Origin of the sequence: Hymenobacter actinosclerus (genome assembly GCF_900111515.1) — a bacterium.
Lineage (GTDB): Bacteria > Bacteroidota > Bacteroidia > Cytophagales > Hymenobacteraceae > Hymenobacter > Hymenobacter actinosclerus.
In genome coordinates this window covers 866982-884918 of record NZ_FOHS01000002.1, presented here as the reverse complement: position 1 = coordinate 884918, position 17937 = coordinate 866982, and the positions used below count along the sequence as shown (strand labels likewise).

The 17937-nt window shown below is 62.4% G+C and carries 18 protein-coding genes; 5 read left to right on the top strand and 13 right to left on the bottom strand.

Annotated elements, in window-relative coordinates; all coding sequences use genetic code 11:
* Window positions 1-9: 9 nt before the first annotated feature.
* Genes BMY67_RS10090 through BMY67_RS10080 form a run of 3 tightly spaced genes read right to left on the bottom strand, consistent with a single transcriptional unit; the run spans window position 10 to window position 1567 of the window.
* The gene (locus tag BMY67_RS10090; RefSeq protein ID WP_092771035.1) at window positions 10-492 is read right to left on the bottom strand and encodes a hypothetical protein; all 483 of its coding nucleotides are present in this window, start codon (window positions 490-492) and stop codon (window positions 10-12) included.
* Between the two features lie 35 nt (window positions 493-527).
* Window positions 528-986 carry a hypothetical protein gene (locus BMY67_RS10085; protein ID WP_092771033.1) on the bottom strand — a complete coding sequence of 153 codons (459 nt, stop codon included), beginning with the start codon at window positions 984-986 and terminating at the stop codon, window positions 528-530.
* A 41-nt stretch (window positions 987-1027) separates the two neighbouring features.
* Window positions 1028-1567, bottom strand: a complete 540-nt coding sequence (locus BMY67_RS10080) for an RNA polymerase sigma factor (protein WP_092771031.1) — start codon at window positions 1565-1567, stop codon at window positions 1028-1030.
* A gap of 135 nt (window positions 1568-1702) precedes the next feature.
* Here BMY67_RS10080 and BMY67_RS10075 point away from each other — a divergent pair, with 135 nt between their 5' ends.
* Window positions 1703-2491 carry a hypothetical protein gene (locus BMY67_RS10075; RefSeq protein WP_177189775.1) on the top strand — a complete coding sequence of 263 codons (789 nt, stop codon included), beginning with the start codon at window positions 1703-1705 and terminating at the stop codon, window positions 2489-2491.
* A gap of 24 nt (window positions 2492-2515) precedes the next feature.
* On the opposite strand, the gene BMY67_RS10070 is transcribed toward BMY67_RS10075, so the two are convergent.
* Window positions 2516-3256 carry a DUF481 domain-containing protein gene (locus BMY67_RS10070; RefSeq protein ID WP_092771027.1) on the bottom strand — a complete coding sequence of 247 codons (741 nt, stop codon included), beginning with the start codon at window positions 3254-3256 and terminating at the stop codon, window positions 2516-2518.
* Between the two features lie 256 nt (window positions 3257-3512).
* Between BMY67_RS10070 and BMY67_RS10065 the strand changes: the two genes are divergently transcribed.
* The 3 genes from BMY67_RS10065 (at window position 3513) to BMY67_RS18940 (ending at window position 7473) form a co-directional block, all read left to right on the top strand.
* The gene (locus BMY67_RS10065) at window positions 3513-5441 is read left to right on the top strand and encodes a mechanosensitive ion channel family protein (protein WP_245744983.1); all 1929 of its coding nucleotides are present in this window, start codon (window positions 3513-3515) and stop codon (window positions 5439-5441) included.
* A 92-nt stretch (window positions 5442-5533) separates the two neighbouring features.
* Window positions 5534-6955 (top strand): chloride channel protein, encoded by a 1422-nt coding sequence (locus BMY67_RS10060; RefSeq protein WP_092771025.1) that lies wholly within the window; start codon window positions 5534-5536, stop codon window positions 6953-6955.
* A gap of 11 nt (window positions 6956-6966) precedes the next feature.
* On the top strand, window positions 6967-7473 hold the full coding sequence (locus BMY67_RS18940) for a hypothetical protein (protein WP_143069773.1): 507 nt from the start codon (window positions 6967-6969) through the stop codon (window positions 7471-7473).
* 161 nt (window positions 7474-7634) lie between these two features.
* Here the strand turns inward: BMY67_RS18940 and BMY67_RS10055 are convergent, their stop codons facing one another.
* The 9 genes from BMY67_RS10055 to BMY67_RS10015 all read right to left on the bottom strand — a co-directional run bounded on the left by BMY67_RS10055 (window position 7635) and on the right by BMY67_RS10015 (window position 16872).
* Window positions 7635-8594, bottom strand: a complete 960-nt coding sequence (locus tag BMY67_RS10055; RefSeq protein ID WP_092771023.1) for a transketolase family protein — start codon at window positions 8592-8594, stop codon at window positions 7635-7637.
* A 179-nt stretch (window positions 8595-8773) separates the two neighbouring features.
* Window positions 8774-9553, bottom strand: a complete 780-nt coding sequence (locus tag BMY67_RS10050; RefSeq protein WP_092771021.1) for a phytanoyl-CoA dioxygenase family protein — start codon at window positions 9551-9553, stop codon at window positions 8774-8776.
* Window positions 9550-9876: a hypothetical protein gene (locus BMY67_RS18935; protein ID WP_143069772.1), complete on the bottom strand. Its 327-nt coding sequence runs from the start codon at window positions 9874-9876 to the stop codon at window positions 9550-9552. Before BMY67_RS18935 ends, BMY67_RS10050 begins: the two co-directional genes overlap by 4 nt.
* Before the next feature lie 277 nt (window positions 9877-10153).
* Window positions 10154-11557 (bottom strand): vWA domain-containing protein, encoded by a 1404-nt coding sequence (locus tag BMY67_RS10040; protein WP_092771016.1) that lies wholly within the window; start codon window positions 11555-11557, stop codon window positions 10154-10156.
* A gap of 182 nt (window positions 11558-11739) precedes the next feature.
* The gene (locus BMY67_RS10035) at window positions 11740-12630 is read right to left on the bottom strand and encodes a transketolase (RefSeq protein ID WP_092771014.1); all 891 of its coding nucleotides are present in this window, start codon (window positions 12628-12630) and stop codon (window positions 11740-11742) included.
* A 171-nt stretch (window positions 12631-12801) separates the two neighbouring features.
* Entirely contained in the window at window positions 12802-13251 is a 450-nt protein-coding gene (bcp, locus tag BMY67_RS10030) for a thioredoxin-dependent thiol peroxidase (RefSeq protein ID WP_092771012.1), read from the bottom strand.
* Window positions 13252-13314: 63 nt separating this feature from the next.
* A complete protein-coding gene (locus BMY67_RS10025) occupies window positions 13315-13896 on the bottom strand; it encodes a lipocalin family protein (RefSeq protein WP_092771010.1) in 582 nt (193 codons plus the stop codon).
* Window positions 13897-14104: 208 nt separating this feature from the next.
* The gene (locus BMY67_RS10020; protein WP_092771008.1) at window positions 14105-16081 is read right to left on the bottom strand and encodes a M23 family metallopeptidase; all 1977 of its coding nucleotides are present in this window, start codon (window positions 16079-16081) and stop codon (window positions 14105-14107) included.
* 176 nt (window positions 16082-16257) lie between these two features.
* Window positions 16258-16872 (bottom strand): fumarylacetoacetate hydrolase family protein, encoded by a 615-nt coding sequence (locus BMY67_RS10015; RefSeq protein WP_092771006.1) that lies wholly within the window; start codon window positions 16870-16872, stop codon window positions 16258-16260.
* A gap of 268 nt (window positions 16873-17140) precedes the next feature.
* Between BMY67_RS10015 and BMY67_RS10010 the strand changes: the two genes are divergently transcribed.
* Complete coding sequence (locus BMY67_RS10010; protein WP_092771004.1) at window positions 17141-17935, top strand: M48 family metallopeptidase; 795 nt, start codon at window positions 17141-17143, stop codon at window positions 17933-17935.
* Window positions 17936-17937 lie beyond the last annotated feature (2 nt).

The window sequence follows — 17937 nt, the reverse complement described above, 5'->3', positions numbered from 1 at the left end:
CCGGGCCCGCTAGTCGTCGGTGCCGCCAGCCGGGCCGCGGCCCTGACGGTCGGCCACGCGCTTGAGCACTTCGCGGGTGAACTGGCGCTCGGCCAGGAACAGGGCCGCCACCTGCCGCACACTGATGACGCGCTGGAACTTGTCGAAGTAGTCTTTTTCGAGTTCGATGTCCTGCTGGCGGAGCTTGAACGACTGACTGAAATTGTCGCGCAGCTGCTGCTCGCTCAGGGCATCGGTCTGGCTGGGGCGCAGCTGGCGCAGGCGCTGGTTCAGGTCGCGGCGCTTGGCCGTGAACTCGTTGTAGAGGGGCCAGAACTTCTGGGCCTGCTCGGGGGTAAGCGCAACGCGCTGGGTGATGTAGGCCACGCGGGCATTTTCGAGCTGGCTCAGCCGCTCCTGACGGTTGCCGCCGCCGCGCTGGGCAACGGCCTCGGGCAGCAGGCCGGCCGTTAGCAAGCTCAACAGTAGCAGGGTACGAAACAGGTAGTTCATCGGAATAAAAAGAAAGCGAAAAGGGGATGCAAAATTTACAGATAGCCTTCGTCGGTGGGCTGCTCGTCGAGCAGGTCGCGCAGCTCATCAGGCGAGGCCTGCCAGTAGGTGCTGGCGGGCGTGGCGTGGGCCGTGCCGGGCACCTCGGCCAAATCGGTGAGCGTGATGCGCTGGTCGGTGGTAAGCAGGTAGCTGAGCAGCTGCTCCTGCGGCACCCGGGCCAGGGCATCGGAGCCCAGCGCAGTCAGCGGAGTGGCCGGAGTCAGCCAGAATGCGGCCGCGAAGCTGCCCAGCACCACGGCCGAAGCCAGGGCCGTGCGCATCGGGGCCGTAAGGGCGGCCAGCCAGCCCCAGCCAGAAGCGGCGGCAGGCGTGGGCTGCACCCGCTGCATCACGCGCATCGGCAGCTGCTCGAAGTAGCGCTCGGGCGGCGGGGCCAGCGTGGGCCGGGGCCGGTTGCGGCGGTGCTCATCCAGGTTGAAAGGCGTATTCATGGCAGTTGGAAGAAAATACGGAGCAGAGGTTTAACGGGAAGCTAGCTGGCAGTGACAAATGCCTCGACTTTCTTCACGGCGTGGTGGTAGGAAGCTTTAAGGGCCCCCACGCTGGTGCCGGTTACTTCGGCCATCTGCTCGTAGGGCATCTCGTCGTAGTAGCGCAGGTTGAAGACCAGCCGCTGCTTGTCGGGCAGCGTGAGGATGGCTTTTTGCAGCTTCAGCTCGATTTCGTCGCCGGCCAGGCTTTCGTCGGCTTCGAGCTGGGCGCTGAGCTCGGCCGTGACGTCGGTGAGGGGCAGCAGGAACTTGCGGCGCTTGCTTTTCAGCCAGCTCAGGCACTCGTTGGTGGCAATGCGGTAAATCCAGGTGTAGAGCGAGGCGTCCTGCCGGAAGCCGTCGAGGTGGTTCCAGACCTTCACGAACACGTCCTGGGTCAGGTCGTCGGCATCATCGTGGCTCACCACCATTTTGCGCACGTGCCAGTACACCGGGCGCTGGTATTTGCGCACGAGCTGGTTGAAGGCCACGTTACGGGTGGTCGGGTCGCGGAACTTGGCAAGGATTTCCTGGTCTTCCAAAGGGCGCAGGCGGGGCGGGTGGGGTAGGGGCGGGTTCGGGCATTAGAGGCCGCGGCGGCAACCAGGTTTAACGCGGCCGGTCGAAATTACCTATGTTTAGGCTGATTCGGCTGCTTGAATTTTGTAATAGTCTGTATGCCAACTGTATTGCTTTGTCCTGTAAAAACTGCCCTGGCCATCGGGCTGCTGGGGGCCGCCGCGCTGCCCGCCGAGAGCGAGCGGTACCGGCAACAGCTGCTGGCCGACGAAGCGCTGAAGACCACCGAGCTGCGCGCGCAGTACGCGGCCCGCTCGTTCGGGCCGCTGTGGGTGGCCACCGAGCCGGTGCCGGTGGTGGGGTTTATCGGCGACAACTACCAGCGCCTGCACCTGAAGCTGCTGACGGTGCGCCCCGACCCGCAGCAGCCCGGCCGCTACCTCGTCACGGGTAAATCGAAGGTGCGCACTACTATTATGGCTTTCACTGGCACTTTCCGGGTGCTGCACGTGCGCGAAAGCCAGCAGCTGCCGCGCCTGCTCGACGACGCGCCCAGCCCGGCCGTAAAAGCCGGGCTCGTGCTGGCCGAGTATGAGCTGCGAGAACCGGCCGGCCAGCCCGGCGCGGGCGTATTCCGCGGGGTGCTGCACTCGCGCTGGTACCAGGACCAGGCCGGCCGGCTGCGCTACGACGACCTGACCAGCTACGCCGACGGCTTTGCCAACAACCAGTTTGTGGGCACCTGGCAATCGTACAAAACCGGCGCTGTGAAGCGCTGCAACTGGGGCGACTACCGCATTGCCAACAGCGGCGACCTCGACATCGGTGCCGGGGAGTTTTCGCCGGCCGAAAAGTACCTGGCCAATGGCTGGGCCGTTTACCAGCGGGCCTGTTTCAACAACGATAAAGAGGCCCGGCAGCAGGAGCTGGCCGCGTGGTGGAAATAGCCGCCGCCGGCTTTGTAAAGGTCTCTAGCGCTTCGTCGAGTAAGAAAAACCTATGGTAATGTTGGTGTTTTCGGGCACTTTGCCTTCGCTGTACTGCGAGTCGAAGGTGTAATTGTAGGCCAGCGTGACGGCCAGGTTGTTGATGAGTTTGAGGCTGGCCGCCGCCACGCTGCTGAAGCGGTAGTTGCTGAGCTTTTCCAGCGAAGGTTGAAAGAGCGTACTGGAATTGAAGGTGAGCGTTTTGTAGGAGTACACGATTTTCAGGCGGGTCGAGTTGCGGGCCGTGACCACCGTGCGGCCGTCGAAAAAGTTGGTTTGCTCGCGGATGAGGAGGTTGCTAACGGCCACCTCGCGGCCCAGCGAATCGGAGTAGAGGGCCCAGCCCGGCCCGGCGCCCAGCTGCACCCGCCGCGTGATGCCGCGCAGGTTGCTGCGCTCGAACCCACCCAGCGCGTAGGCCCGGAACCGCCCGCGCCAGTAGTAGGGCGTGGTGTTGAGCAGCAATTCGCGCTCCTGTAGCAGCCCGTTCTGCTTGCCGTAGGCGAAGCGCCCGTTCAGCGGCAGACCAAAGTGCGGGCCGCGGCTGATGGTGATATCCTGGGTGGTGGAGAGCAGCGTGCGGTTGACGCCGCCGCTGCTGTAGGCGCCCGTCAGCTGGCCCGCGTACACGATGAGCGTGGTGTCGGCCGGGGGCTTGCTTTGGGCGCGGGCGGAAGCAGTCAGCAGTACTAATAACAGGGCAACGAGCAGGTAAAGCTTGGGCATGCAGCAGGGGTGAGCAGTAGGGCCGGTGGCCGGCTGGCAGCGCCGGCGGCCGGGCGCAGAAGCGGGAGTGAGGCTTGGTTAAGCGCCTTCCCAGCGCAAAGGTAAGCGGGCCCGGCGCGGCCGTTGGTCGATGAAAACGGGCCGCAGGTCTAAATCGGGCTGGGCGGCGCGCCAAAGCAGGCGGCTTTTCCTTATCATTACCGCTAAACCGAAACGCGCGGCGGCTCCTGCCCGCCGCGTTTGCAAGCTGTCCTGTATGAATTTTCGTTTCGCGCTTTGTGCGCTGCTGCTGTGGATGAATGGGCTGCTGCCGGCGGCTAGTGCCCAGGTGATTCCGCCCCCCATGAAACAGGCGCCGGCCGCCCCAAAGGCCGCCGTGGCCCCGCCCGCCCCCACCAAGGCCCAGGACTCGGCCCGCTCCGAAAACCTGGTGTCCGATACCAAGGTGCTGCGCCGCATCGACTCGCTCAGGCGGGCCAACACCAGCCGGCTCGAACAAATCCAGGCCGAGCTGCTGACGCTCAAAAGCGGTACGGCCGACAAGCGCCGGGAGCGGGAGCTGGTCACCGAGCTCGGGGCCCTGCGCCGGGTCGACTCGTTGCGCAAGGCCCGCTCGCGCCGCTACATCGACTCGCTGAAGGTGAACGCCCAGGGCTTCCCGGTGGCCCCCTACGACGATACGCTCTTTTACGTGTACACCAGGCTCGGGCCCTTTTCGCCCCAGGAGCGCGCCCAGCTCACGGAAGAAAAAATCAAGCGCCTCGAAAAATCGGCCTTTTTCAGCCCCGATTCGCTGCGCATCTACCCCTCGGAGCAGAGCACCGACCTGATGTACGGCGAGCAGGTGCTGCAAAGCATCAGCGAAAACGACGCGCTCTGGCACAACGTGAGCCGCGACTCGCTGGCCCGCCGGCACCGGGCCCGCATTGTGGAGGCCGTGGCGCAGTACAAGGAGCACAACAGCCTGCTGAATAAGGCCAGGGAAATCGGCCTGACGCTGCTTGTGCTCGTTGTGCTGTATTTTACGGTGAAGTACATTTTCGTGCTTTTCCGCTGGATTGGCACCAAACTGGCCGCCAAGGAAGGCACCTGGTTTAAGGGCATCAAGCTGGGCAACTACGAGTTCTTCAACGAGCAGCGCCAGCTAAGCTCCGTGCTGCTGCTGCTGACGGTGCTGAAATGGGTGGTGGTGCTGCTGGCCATCTACCTGGTGCTGCCCATCGTGTTCAGCATCTTCCCCGGCACCCAGGACATTGCCGACACGCTGCTGGGCTACATCTTCAACCCGCTGCGGCGCATTGCGCTGGCCTTCTGGAACTACCTGCCCAACCTGTTCACCATCATCGTGATTGTGGCCGTGTTCCGTTACGTGCTCAAGGCCATTTATTCGATCAAGGAGGAAATCCGCGAGGGCAACCTCACCATCGAGGGTTTCTACCCCGACTGGGCCAACCCCACCTATCAGATTGTGCGGGTGCTGGTGTGGGCCTTCGCGCTGGTCGTGATTTTCCCCTACCTGCCGGGCTCCGATTCGCCGGTATTCCAGGGCGTATCGGTGTTTCTGGGCTTTCTGTTCACGTTCGGCTCGGGTGGCTCGCTCTCCAACATCGTGGCCGGGCTGGTGCTCACCTACATGCGGGCCTACAAGATTGGCGACCGGGTGAAAATCGGCGACGTGACGGGTGACATCGTGGAGAAAACCCTGCTCGTGACCCGCATCCGCACGCCTAAAAACGAGGAAATCACGATTCCCAATTCCTTGGTGATGAGCTCCTACACCACCAATTACTCCACGGCCTGTCCCACCCTGGGCCTGATTATGCACACCGGCGTCACCATTGGCTACGATGTGCCCTGGCCCCAGGTGCACCAGCTGCTGCTGGCCGCCGCCGTAACGGACGACGTGCTGACTGACCCCGCCCCGTTCGTGCTCCAAACCAGCCTCGACGACTGGTACGTGGCCTACGAGCTCAACTTTTACACCCGCGCCGCTGGCAAGCAGGCCGGCATCTACTCGCGCATCCACCAAAATATCCAGGACCGCTTCAACGAGGCCGGCGTCGAAATTATGTCGCCCCACTACCGCGCCGTGCGCGACGGCAGCCAGACCACCATTCCCGCCAGCTACCTGCCCAAAGACTACGAGGCGCCGAAGTTTCGGGTGGAGAATTCGGAGGACAAGTAGCACACCGTAGGAGCGGGGCTTAGCTGCGCCCCTACATGTTCACGACCCCTTCACCCAAAATCGTGCACCTTTGCGGCTGAACCCGATTTTGCATGAACAATACGCTGGATAGAATCAGGAAGCAGCTCAAGCACCGCTTCGACGCCATTGATAATATCCACCTCAAACGCGACCTGCTCAACGCCCTGCCGTTTTGGGTGGGTGCCTTTATTACGGGCCTGGTGGCCGTGCTCTATGCCAAGCTGTTTGCCTGGGCCGAGGCGGGCACCCGCTACGTGTACCACCACTCGCCCGAATCGAAATGGTGGTTTGTGCTGCTCACGCCGCTGTGCTTTTTCATTGGCTGGTGGCTGGTAAACCGCTACGCGCCGTTTGCGCGGGGCAGCGGCATCCCGCAGGTTACGGCCGCCATCGACCTCTCCAACCCCCGCCACAACTACAAAGTCAACCGCCTGCTGAGCATGCGGGTGCTGGGCATCAAAATTCTCAGCTCGCTGTTCGTGATTCTGGGCGGCGGCATTATTGGCCGCGAGGGGCCCACCATCCAGATTTCGGCGGCCATTTTCCGGCAGATAAACCGCTGGCTGCCGGGCTGGTACCCCAAAATATCCAAGCGCAACATGATTATTACCGGCGCCGCTGCCGGGCTGGCCTCGGCCTTCAACACGCCCCTGGGCGGTATCGTGTTTGCCATTGAGGAGCTGACGCGCACCCACCTCAACTTCTTCAAGTCGGCGCTGCTCACGGGCGTTATCATTGCCGGCCTCACGGCCCTCAACCTGCTCGGGCCCTACCTGTACCTGGGCTACCCGCGCCTCGACAACATCCCCATCTGGATGGTGTTCGTGGTGATGCTGGTGGCCATTATCGGTGGGCTGGCGGCCAGCGGCATGGGCGAGGCTATTCTGTTCATTATGCGGCGCAAGGAGCGGCTCACCTCCAACGTCGAGAAAATGGTGTTCCCGCTGGTTTGCGGGCTGCTGATTGCCCTGCTGGCCATTCTGGTAGATGAGCGTATCCTGGGCTCGGGCCGGGAAATCATGCTCGACACGCTGTTCACCGAAAACAAGCGCCTTTCTTGGTACGTGCCGGTGCTGCGGGTGCTGGGCTCCATTCTCACGTTTTCGACGGGCGTGGCGGGCGGCATTTTCGCGCCCGCGCTCAGCGCCGGCGCCAGCATCGGGGCCGTGGTGGCCGGCTGGATGTACCTCTCCGACACGGCTACCAACCTGCTGGTGCTCTGCGGCATGGTGGGCTTCCTCACGGGCATTACGCGCAGCCCCTTCACCTCGTCCATCCTGGTGATTGAGATGACCAACAGCCACAACATCATCTTCTATTTGATGATGACGGCGCTGCTGGCCAACCTGATATCCAACCTCGTCAACCGCCACGGCTTCTACGACCAGCTCAAGAGCCTGTACATTCTCGAAATCCATCGCACCGAAGCCCAGCGGCCGCCAGTGCGGGAAAAGCAGGAAGAAGGTGAAACGTCCAGCAATCAGTCAACTTAAAGCACGCCACTATGAGGACTTTACTAATTGTTCTAGCCATCATGGGTTGCTGGAGTGCCGCAGCAGGGCAGTCCGTGATTCAAGGAGATAGTATATTCTTAGGTATGCAGCCCGGAAAGTCCAGTGAACGGAAGGTTCGAGCCCGATTGAGTAGCAATTATCGGGTTAAGGAAATAATGGGTACTAGAACCGCAAAACTCAGGGATGGTGGTTGTGTCAGTAGCAACTATGTGGCGGCGGTGGCTATGAAATATGCCAAGAAAGGTATTACGGTGTACGTTGCTAAAAATGAGCGACGTTCCGAAAGGAACGATGTAGTGGAAGGAATAGACTTTGATAATAATTCCGCTATTCGGTCAGCCAAAGGCATCCAGCCCGGCCAGCACACATTTGCCGACGTACTAGCGCGTTACGGACCAATTGACTTTGATAACAAGGACAATACAACACCCAAAGTGCAAGAGTCGTCGGATGATGGGGAGAATTGGTTTACGAGTTTAGTTTTCCCAACCATCTAGTTTAGGAGTGCCGGCCCGCGCCAAGCGGGAGAGAACTTACTGTTGCGGAAAGTAGAAGTTATCAGGCTGGAAATCGACTAAATAGACAACCTTACATGCCTAACTGCCCCGGCCGCAACAAGTGCGACCGGGGCAGTTCCGTAATCAGGTTCAGGTAAAAACTACTTGGCCTTGCGGGCCATCACCTTCTCCACGGCGGCCACGATGGCGGCTTCGTTGAGGCCGTACTTTTCCATCAGCTGGTCGGGCGTGCCCGACTCGCCGAACGAGTCGTTGACGGCTACCATTTCCAGCGGCAACGGCTCCTCGCGGGCCAGCAGCTGGGCAATGGAGTCGCCGAGGCCACCGTTCATCTGGTGCTCCTCGGCCGTTACCACGCAACGCGTTTTGCGGGCCGATTCCAGAATCAGGCGGGCATCGAGGGGCTTGATAGTGTGGATGTTAATAATTTCGGCGTTGATGCCCTTGTCGGCCAGCAGCTTGCCGGCCAGGATGGCCTTCCAAACCAGGTGGCCGGTGGCGAAGATGCTCACATCGGTGCCCTCGTTGAGCGTGATGCCTTTGCCGATTTCAAAGGGCTGGTCGGCGGGGGTGAAGTTGGGCACTACGGGGCGGCCGAAGCGCAGGTACACGGGGCCCTCGTAGTCGGCAATGGCCAGCGTGGCAGCCTTGGTCTGGTTGTAGTCGCAGGGGTTGATGACGGTCATGTGGGGCAGCATTTTCATCAGCCCGATGTCTTCGAGAATCTGGTGGGTGGCCCCGTCTTCGCCCAGCGTGAGGCCGGCGTGGGAGGCGCAGATTTTCACGTTTTTGCCCGAGTAGGCAATGCTCTGCCGAATCTGGTCGTAAACGCGGCCGGTGCTGAAGTTGGCGAACGTGCCGGTAAAGGGAATTTTGCCGCCAATGGTGAGGCCGGCGGCCAGGCCCATCATGTTGGCCTCGGCAATGCCCACCTGGAAAAACCGCTCGGGGAAATCCTTCACGAAGGCATCCATTTTAAGTGAGCCAATCAAATCGGCGCACAGGGCTACCACGTTGGGGTTGGTTTTGCCCAGCTCGTGCAGGCCGGCACCAAAGCCGCTACGCGTGTCCTTCGATTCGGTGTAAGGAAAGTCTTTCATGTTTTAGGGCTTAGGGACTTAGGAATTAGGTCTTGAGTTGTTGTTGTAACAAAGAACGGTCATGCTGAGCGAAGCCGGAGGCGTAGTCGAAGCATGTCTACCGCAGTGGTAAACCCAACGTCAGGATTAGCATTGCGGTAGAGATGCTTCGACTCCGCGCAGCATGACGTTCCTGCTGTTCAGGGGGCAAGTTCCGGCTTTTTAACTTCGGGAAGCAAATCCAGCCGCTCGCGCCACTGCAAACCGGGCGGCAGCTCGGCGGCACTGAACTCCAGATGGATGACGCGGCGGGGCCGGGGGCTGGTGCTGCGCTGGGAGGCGTGCAGGGTAAGGGGCTGCATGAGCAGCAGGCCGCCGGCCGATACGGCGCACGTTACGGCCGGGGGCGTGAGGGCCGGGTACTCATCGTTGGCAATTACGCCGCGGCGGTGGGAGCCGGGTACCACGCGCAGGGCCCCGTTAGTGGCGTCGCAGGCGTCGAGGTGCAGGCGTAGGGTGACGATGCTCTCCAGAATTTCGGGTGGGGGCAACACGGTGGTTTCGCCGCCCTTGCTGCTCCAGGGACCGTAGCCAGGCAGCTCCCGCCGCTGGTCCACAGCCACCATCACATCCTGGTGCCAGGCTACCAGCCAGTTGGAGCCGGCCGGCTTATCGAAGAAAACAGCCTTTACCAGGTGCGGCGGCTGGCCCGGAAACAGCTCCGCCAGTAAAGTTCGCAGGCGGGGCGCCAGGAGTTGCGGCCATAGCTGCGGCAGCTCGCCCAGCAGGTTGCGAATGGCGAATACGTCGCGGCTGCGGCGAAAATTGGGCGAATCGGCCGGGGCCGTGGCTATGGTGCGGAGCAGGGCCGCTAGTTCTTCGGGGTTGAAAATGTCGGGCAGCACGGCGTAGCCCTCGGCGGCTAACTGGGTGGTCGCCGCCGGAAACTTCGCCGGACGATTGGCAACGCGGTTGCTCATAGCTGCTCAGGTTTGGCTTGCAAATGCTGCCGGACTGCCTGGGCGGCGGCCGGGTCGTCGGGGTGCTCGTGCTGATAAACCATTTTCTCCGCCAGGGCCGTATCATCCCGGTGAAACCAACGGATGATGGACGAGACGGGGGTAAGCAGCACGATGCCGCCGATGGCCATCAGCAAAGCCGTGCGGCGGAACACGCTGGTTGCCACGGGCTGCCCGGAGCCGCGGCCCGCCACAAAGGCCCAAAGCTGCACCCCGGCCCCGAGCACCAGGCCCGCCACGATTTCCACGGTGCTGCCTTGCCAGGCCAGCAGCCGGAATAGCACCCCAATCAGAAGGAATGATAAGGCAATACCGCTGACTACGCGAAGGCCGGGCAGTTTTAGGGGGGCCAACCCGGCTGGTCCGGCTGGCTCTGGCGGGCGGGCCTGAAAGTAGCCACCGGCGAAGTACAGCAGAGCTAAAGCCAAAATCCCAACCAGCATAACCGGCAGGCCCCCGCCAACAAAAGCCGACCGCAAAACCAGCCCCAGCAGCGCCAGTACGAAAAAGCCCTTTTCAAGCAGTCGAAACGCGTTGTACATGGAGTGGTGGATTGCCAGGTTACCTTCCGAACAGGCTAACCGAGCTGGTCTGGCCCGAGCGGATGGTGAAATTGCGCACGTCGGTGAAGCGGCTGCCGATGGCGGTGGCGGTGCGGAAAACGAGGCGGTAAGCGCCCGGCTGCATGGGTAGGTTGAGTTTGGAGCTGCCGCCGGGGGGCAGGTCGTACACCCAGGTCTGCTCGCCATCGGGGCCGAGCTGGTAGATGCTGCCGTAGCCCTGATAGTCGGAGATGCTGTTGAGGATGCCGGGGGCCTCGTAAGTAACAGTTGTTTCCTGGCCCTGCTTTACCGAGAGGCGGCGCAGCTGCCGCGGCAAAGTCAGCAGCTCCACTTCGTAGTCGCCGGCCAGCAGCTTTTGGCGGCTGCCGAAGGGCAGGGCCAGCACGGTTTCGGGGTTGCCGCGGGCGCGTACTACGGCCTGCACCCGGCCGTAGGGGTTGGGCGAGAGGCCGGGGTTTTGGAGCCGCAGCGTGCCCTGGGGCGTTTTGTAGGTGAGCACGTTGGCCCGGCCCGGCTTGATGGCCAGGTTAGCCACCCGCACCGGCGGCACCGTGTTGATGGTCAAATCGTAGCTCTGAAGGGCGTCGATGTCGAGGGCATCGGGCTGGCCCTGGGCGTTGCGGTAGTGCACGTAGTTGTACTCGGGCTGGCCCGTGACGTTGTTGATAAACGTCAGGTTCACGTCCGATTCCACCGGGCGGCCCCGCTCGTCGGTCAGGTTTACGGCCACGGTGGTTTTGGCCAGCGTCTGGGCCACCACGTCGTTGAGGATGGTGCGGAAGGTGCTCACGTCGGCCGCGTTGTAGTAGGTGCCCAGGCACGCCAGCTGCTGGCCAAACTCGCGCTCGGCCCCGATGCCAATCACGAAGGGCTTCAGAAATACCCGCTTGCGCTGCAAGGCCAGCGAAGTCGCGCAGGGGTCGCCCTTGCACGATTCGAGGCCGTCGGTTATCAGAATCAGCACGTTGCGGCTCTGCTTATCGGCCGGAAAATCCTGGGCCGACTGCAAGAGCGAGTAGGTGATGGGCGTGTTGCCGCGGGGCTGAATGGACGTGAGGCGGGCTTTGATGGCGGCGGCGTTTTTGGGCGCGAACGGCACTTCGAGCCGCGAGTCCTCGCAGTTGTTTTCCTTGTTGTCATGCTGGTGGCCGTAGGCGCGCAGGGCCAGCTCCAGGTGGGGGTAGGTGTTGAGCGAGTCCACCATCTTGGAGAGCAGCCGCTTGGCCACGTCCCAGCGCTGCTCGCCCTCCCAGGGTGCCCGCATCGAGCCCGAGGCATCGAGCAGGAACAGGATGCGGGTGGTACGCGGCGGCGGGGCCGGGGCGGCGTTCTGGGCCCGGCCGGCGCCGGGCAGCAGCGCCACCACCAGCAACAACCCCAGAAACGCCAGCCACTGCTTCATGTTGGGTTGGAATAGGTATCGTTCAACGTCGCGCCTCACCCCCCCGGCCCCCTCTCCGAAAAAGGAGAGGGGGAGCCAGACGGCTTTTATAGAGTGCTATTCGGGCAGGAAAGAGGCGTAATCAGCGGCCAGGAAGCCCTGCCTAATCAGTGAAATCACGATTAATCAGCGAAAATCAGCGATTAATAGTCCGACGCCTTTTCCACTTCCAGCTGCTTCAGCGCTGTGGCTAGCTGCTCGTCGTTGGGAGCTACGCCGTGCCACTTGTGCGAGCCCATCATGAAGTCGACGCCGAAGCCCATCTGGGTGTCCATAATCACCATAATCGGCTGGCCCTGGCCGAGCAGGCTTTGGGCTTCTTCGATGGTAGGCAGCAGGGTTTCGAACTGGTTGCCGTCGGTTTCGAGCACGCGCCAGCCGAAGGACTCGAACTTGGGTCGCAGGTCGCCGAGGCCGCCAATTTCGGCCGTGGGACCGTCGATCTGCTGGCCGTTGCGGTCAACGAAGGCAATCAGGTTATCCACTTTGTGGTGGGGGGCGTAGAGGGCAGCTTCCCAAATCTGGCCTTCTTCCAGCTCGCCGTCGCCCATGAGCACGAACACCGTGCGGTCGTCGCCGTTGAGCTTTTTAGCCTGGGCCGCGCCGGTAGCCACGCTCAGGCCCTGGCCCAGCGAGCCGGAGGCAATGCGGATGCCGGGCAGGTGCTCGTGGGTGGCAGGGTGGCCCTGCAAGCGCGAGTTCAGCTTGCGGAACGTAGCCAACTCGCTCACCGGGAAATAGCCCGAGCGGGCCAGCACCGAGTAAAACACCGGCGAAATGTGGCCGTTCGAGAGGAAGAACAAGTCCTGGTTGATGCCGTCCATGTCAAATGGCTCGGGCGTGTGCTTCATCACTTTGAAGTAGAGCGACACCAGCAGCTCGGTGCAGCCCAGCGAGCCGCCGGGGTGGCCCGAATTCACGGCGTGCACCATGCGCACGATGTCGCGCCGCACCTGGGCGGCAATCTGCTTCAGCTCGGCTACCGATTTGGTGGCTTCGGGGGCGTGGGTTTCGGAAGTGGTGGGCTGGGCCATAGGTGTTATGAGGAGTAGGAGGTAAGCAAAGGTAAGCACCCTTAGGTGGAGCTGTTGGCTTTTTTGTCCATTATGAAATGCAAGAGCGATGTAGGGGCGGAGCCTACACTTGGCGAAGAAACCTGCTGCTTAAAAAAAAGCCCCGCCGAGGTGGCGGGGCTTCCGGAGCCTTTATAGCAGCTGAGCCGCGTGGTTCTTGGTGTCGACTTTGGTTATCACCTTCTCGATAGTGCCTTCCGCATCAATCAGAAAAGTGTAGCGCATGGTGCCCATGTACTTGCGGCCGTACATCGATTTCTCCTGCCACACGCCGTAGGCCTCCACCAGCTTTTTGTCCTCATCCACGAGCAGCGGAAAAGGCAGCTCGTGCTTGGCACTGAATTTCTGGTGCGACTTGGCCGAATCGATGCTCACGCCGAGCACCTGCACGCCGGCCGCCAGCAGCTGCTGGTAGTTGTCGCGCAGGTTGCAGGCCTGGGTAGTGCAGCCGCTGGTGTCGTCTTTGGGGTAGAAGTAGAGGGCCACTTTACGGCCCCGGTAATCGGCCAGCCGATGCATGGTGCCGTGCTGGTCGGGCGCTTCGAAGGCCGGAGCCGGTTCGCCTGCTTGAGGTACTGCCATGCCGCGAAGATAGAGGGTTGACGGGAGATAGGGAAATCAGTAGCGGCCGAAGAGTGCCCCGCGCTACGGCTTGCTGGCCACCGGCTGAGGGGTGAACAGCATGTCATCGACCGGAAAGCCCAGCTCCCGGCCCCGGCCCAGCAACCGCCCGCGGATGGAAAGCTCCAGGTGCGGCATGCGGCTGAGAATCCAGAGGGTTTCGCGGTCGGGCGAGCCAACCAGGGCGTATTGGTAGTCGGCTTCGTCGAGGGCCAGAATCCAGTAGTCGCCGGTGAATGGCCAGAAGAACTGGACTTTGAGCTTGGCGTTGGTGCCGTCGGTGGCCCAGGCGGTGGCGGTAGCCGTGGTGGCGGGGCCGCCGATGCTGCCCTGGTGGCAGGTGTTGCGCACGCCCACTTTGCCATCAGCGCGCACTTTGTACTCGGCCGTTACGTGCTGGCAGCCCTTCTCGAAGCGCACGGGCAGGCGGGCAATTTCGTACCACAGCCCGGCGTAGCGGTGCAGGTCGACGTGGGCCACGGTGGGCAGGTCGAGGTGGTTTTTGCGGCGCGAGTAGGCGTAGGCGGCCACGCCGGCGGTTACCACGGCCGCGGCGGCTCCGAGCAGTACCGGCTGGCGGCGTTTGAGCAGGTTCTTTTTAGACATCGGGATTCAGTGGTTGGGTGAATCCGGTTGTACGCGAGCGTCGCGGTTTAGGCCGTTCTCCGCGTGCGCCTCACCCCCCCCTGACCCCCTCTCCTCAACGAAGAGGGGGAGCCTTGGTGGGAGCTATTAGCTGATAGCTGTTAGCCATTGGCTTCGTTCAACGGAAAAAGCTAACAGCTAATAGCTATTGGCTATGGGCTAAGAAGACCTACAGCACTACGTTGATAACCTTCTCGTTGCCGGCCTGGTCGGTGAGGCGCAGGGTGGCGGGGCCGCGCAGGGCCGGGCCCAGCGTGTCGGAGCGCTCGGTGAACAGGGTGGCGTTCTTGTGCTCGTAGCGCAGCAGCCGGAACTGCCCGTTCACTTCCAGCTGGTAGCTGGCCAGGCCCGAGAGGTCGTCGCCCACCTTGAACACCACTCCATTCGCGCCCTTGCTCAGCAGCCGGCCCGAGGGCGGCGTGGTGTCAGTAAGGATGCGGAATTGCCCGAACCCCCGGACGGAGGCCGTGATGCTGCTGCCGTCGGGGCTCCACTTGCCGCCCACGTAGCCCTTGCCGCCCTTGGCCGTAACGCTGTAAATGGCCGAGCGGCGCAGGTCGGCGGGGGGCGTGTCGGGCCGCAGGGTGAGGGCCAGGTTCTCGTAGAGCGGCGTGCGGGGCAAATGCACCGTCCAGAGGCCCTGCTGGTAGCTGGTTTGCAAGTACAGCGTGTCGAACAGCGTTTTTGGTCCGAAGCCCAGGCTTAGGTTGGCGGTGGCAAAGCCGAACTCGCGGCCGGCCGGAATCAGGGCCTCGCGGGTGAAGCGCCGGGTGAGGTTGCCGAACCGGATGGAATCGGGGCGGCCGGCGCGCAGGTCGTAGAGGTAGGTGCTCTGGCTCTGGTCGGTGTAGCTGGGGCGCAGCGTGAGGCGCCGGCCGCCGCGCAGCAGCGTCACGGGCCCGGCCACGGCGGCCGTGTCGGGGTCCGAGGTTTTTACCACCAGCAGGTTGCGGCTGATGTCGTAGCTCAGGGCGGGCGTTTTCACGGCCGCCGAGCGGGTGTGGAAGTACGCTGGCTCCTCACCCCGCAGCACCAGCCGCAGCGGCGTGGTGTTGCCGTACGAGTCGGCCAGGCGGATTTCTACGTTGTACACCTGGCCCGGCTCCACGGTCAGGCGGCCCTTGCCGGGGCCGGTGGTGTACATGCTCAGGTCGTTGCCGTCGTCTACGAACAGCTTCTCGAACTGCCGGCCCTGGGTGGCCCGCCACTCGTAGTCAACGTGCCGGTTTATCTGGCGCGAGCCGTCGGGAAACGGCACGTCGTCAATGGTGTGCTGGTACACCTGCTGCCCGTTCACGAGCACGGTGGCCTGCTGAATACCATTCTTGTTCCACACCTTGTCAAACCTGTCGAAGCCCTGCACCAGCAGGCCCACCGAGCCGCTGGCGGCAATGGTATCGGGCCAGGCGTAGCTGCCGTCGGCCAGGGGGGCCTTGGGCACGAACACGCGCTTGCCAAACCGGCCTTCCACCCGCGCCGCAATGCCCAGCGCCTCCACCGCAAACGCCTGCACCACCGGGGCTACGTGGTCCTGGATTTCGGCGAAGCCACCCCACTGCAACGGGTTGAGCTGGTGGCCGGTGGCCGTGCGCACTTCCCAATGCACGTGCGGCCCTACCGAGCCGCCGGTATTGCCGCTCAGCGCCACCACCTCGCCGCGCTTCACGGCAAACTGGCCGGGCTCGAAGAACAGCTCCAACTCGTAGGTCTGCTTGGTGTACTGCTGGCGGCGCAGCTCCTCGGCCGCGGGGCCTTTAAAGCTGTTGAGGTGGCCGTACACCGTCGTCAGGCCATTTGGGTGGGTGATGTAGAGCACGTTGCCGTAGCCGAAACTGCTCTGCTTGAGCCGCGACACGTAGCCGTCGGCCGAGGCATAGACCGGCAAATCCACCCGGCCATCAGTCTTGATGTCGAGGCCGCCGTGGAAGTGGTTGGGCCGCAGCTCGCCCATGCTGCCGGCCAAAAAGTTCTCCTGGCCCGGCTTAATGGGAAACAGAAAGTAGCCCTGAGCCACCGCCGGAATACCCGCCCGCCGACCCGGCGCGGCGGGCGTTTCGGTGGCGCTGCCGCCAGCAGCGTCGGCCGCCGGCTGCTCCAGCGCAGGCGCCGACTGCTGACTCTGGCAGGCCGAGGGCTGCACACCCATTAACAGTAAGAAAGGCAGGGCGAGACTAAAATGAGCTTTTAGTTGATAGCTTTTAGCGGATAGCTTTTTCAAGACAGAGCGAAAACTTGGCAAAGGAAGGGGAGAGAGCAGCACGAAGCCTGACGGAACGCACGCTAAAAGCGAATGGCTGTCAGCAAACCGCTCGAAAAAGCAGCCTATTTAACGGCCAGATCAAGCATTTTCTCGTCGCCGATGAAACCCGTGAGCTGGTCGCCGATGTGCACGGGGCCCACGCCGCTGGGGGTGCCGGTGAAAATCAGGTCGCCCATTTTCAGGGTGATGAAACGCGAGATGTAGCTGATTATTTTGTTGAAATCGTGCAGCATGAGGCCCGAGTTGCCCTGCTGGCGGGTTTCGCCGTTCACTTCGAGCCGGAAGTCGATGTTGGCCAGGTCGGCGAAATCGGCTACCGGCTTAAAGGTTTGGGAGATGGGGGCCGAGCCGTCGAAGCCCTTGGCCAGCTCCCAGGGCAGGCCCTTGCTTTTGAGCTGGCTTTGCAGGTCGCGGGCCGTGAAGTCGATGCCCAGCCCGATGGCATCGAAGTAGGTAGGCGCGAATTGCTCCTCGATGTTCTTGCCGTTTTTGCACACGCGCAGCACCAGCTCAATCTCGTGATGAATATCCTGGGAGAAGTCGGGCATGAAAAACGGCTGGTTGCGCTGGAGCAGGGCCGTATCGGGCTTGGCAAAAATGACGGGCGCGGCGGGCGTCTCGTTCTGGAGTTCGGCAATATGCTCCGCGTAGTTGCGGCCGATGCACAGGATTTTCATGGGTTGGAGGCTGTCTTGGGAGGCTGAAAGAGGAAGAGGCACCGCCGTGCGGAATATGTTGCGCCGCGCAGCCCCCACCAACCCCAAAAGTAAGGGTTATTCGTGGGGCTCGGATACCAAAACGGGGAGGTTTTTGGTTGGGCTAGGCCAAATGCAAACATTTTGGCGGGTTGCTGACGTATAGGCCCTCAGTAACGGTTGCGTTTGCGCCGGGCCTTGGGGCCGGGCTCAGGGGCCGCTTTTCCCGCTTTCAAAATCCGCTCTTCCCATGTTAAAGAAATTCGCTCTGGCCAGCTGCCTGTTTATGGCCGCCGCCTGTTCCACCGTTCCCATCACCGGCCGCCGCCAGCTCAGCCTGGTTTCGGATGCCGAAATGAACCAGATGGCCGCCCAGGAATACCAGAAGGTGCTGGCCAGCAGCCAGGTAGTAAGCAGCGGGGCGCAGGCGGCCATGGTAAAGCGCGTGGGCCAGCGCATCGAGCAGGCCGTGCAACAGTACTTCAGCCAGCAAAACCAGTCGCAGCAGCTCGAAGGCTACGCCTGGCAGTTCAACCTGATCCAGGACAAACAGGAAAATGCCTGGTGCATGCCCGGTGGTAAGGTGGCCGTGTACACCGGCATTCTGCCCATCACGCAGGACGAAAACGGCCTGGCCGTGGTAATGGGCCACGAAATTGCCCACGCCGTGGCCAAGCACAGCTCCGAGCGTATGAGCCAGCAAATGGCCGCCCAGGGCCTGGGTGGGGTGGTTTCGGCGGCCGTGGGCCAGAACCCAACGGCTACTCAAAACGTGTTTCTGCAGGCCGTGGGCGTGGGTTCGCAACTGGGCCTGCTACGCTACGGCCGCAACCAGGAGTCGGAAGCCGACCGGTTGGGCCTGATTTTCATGGCTATGGCCGGCTACAACCCCGATGGAGCCGTGCAGTTCTGGCAGCGCATGGATTCGCGCGAAAACCAGGCTTCCCCACCCGAATTCCTCTCCACTCACCCCTCCAACGGCACGCGCATCGCCAGCATTCAGCAGGAACTGCCCGAAGCCCGCAAATACTACAAGGCCCGCTAAAC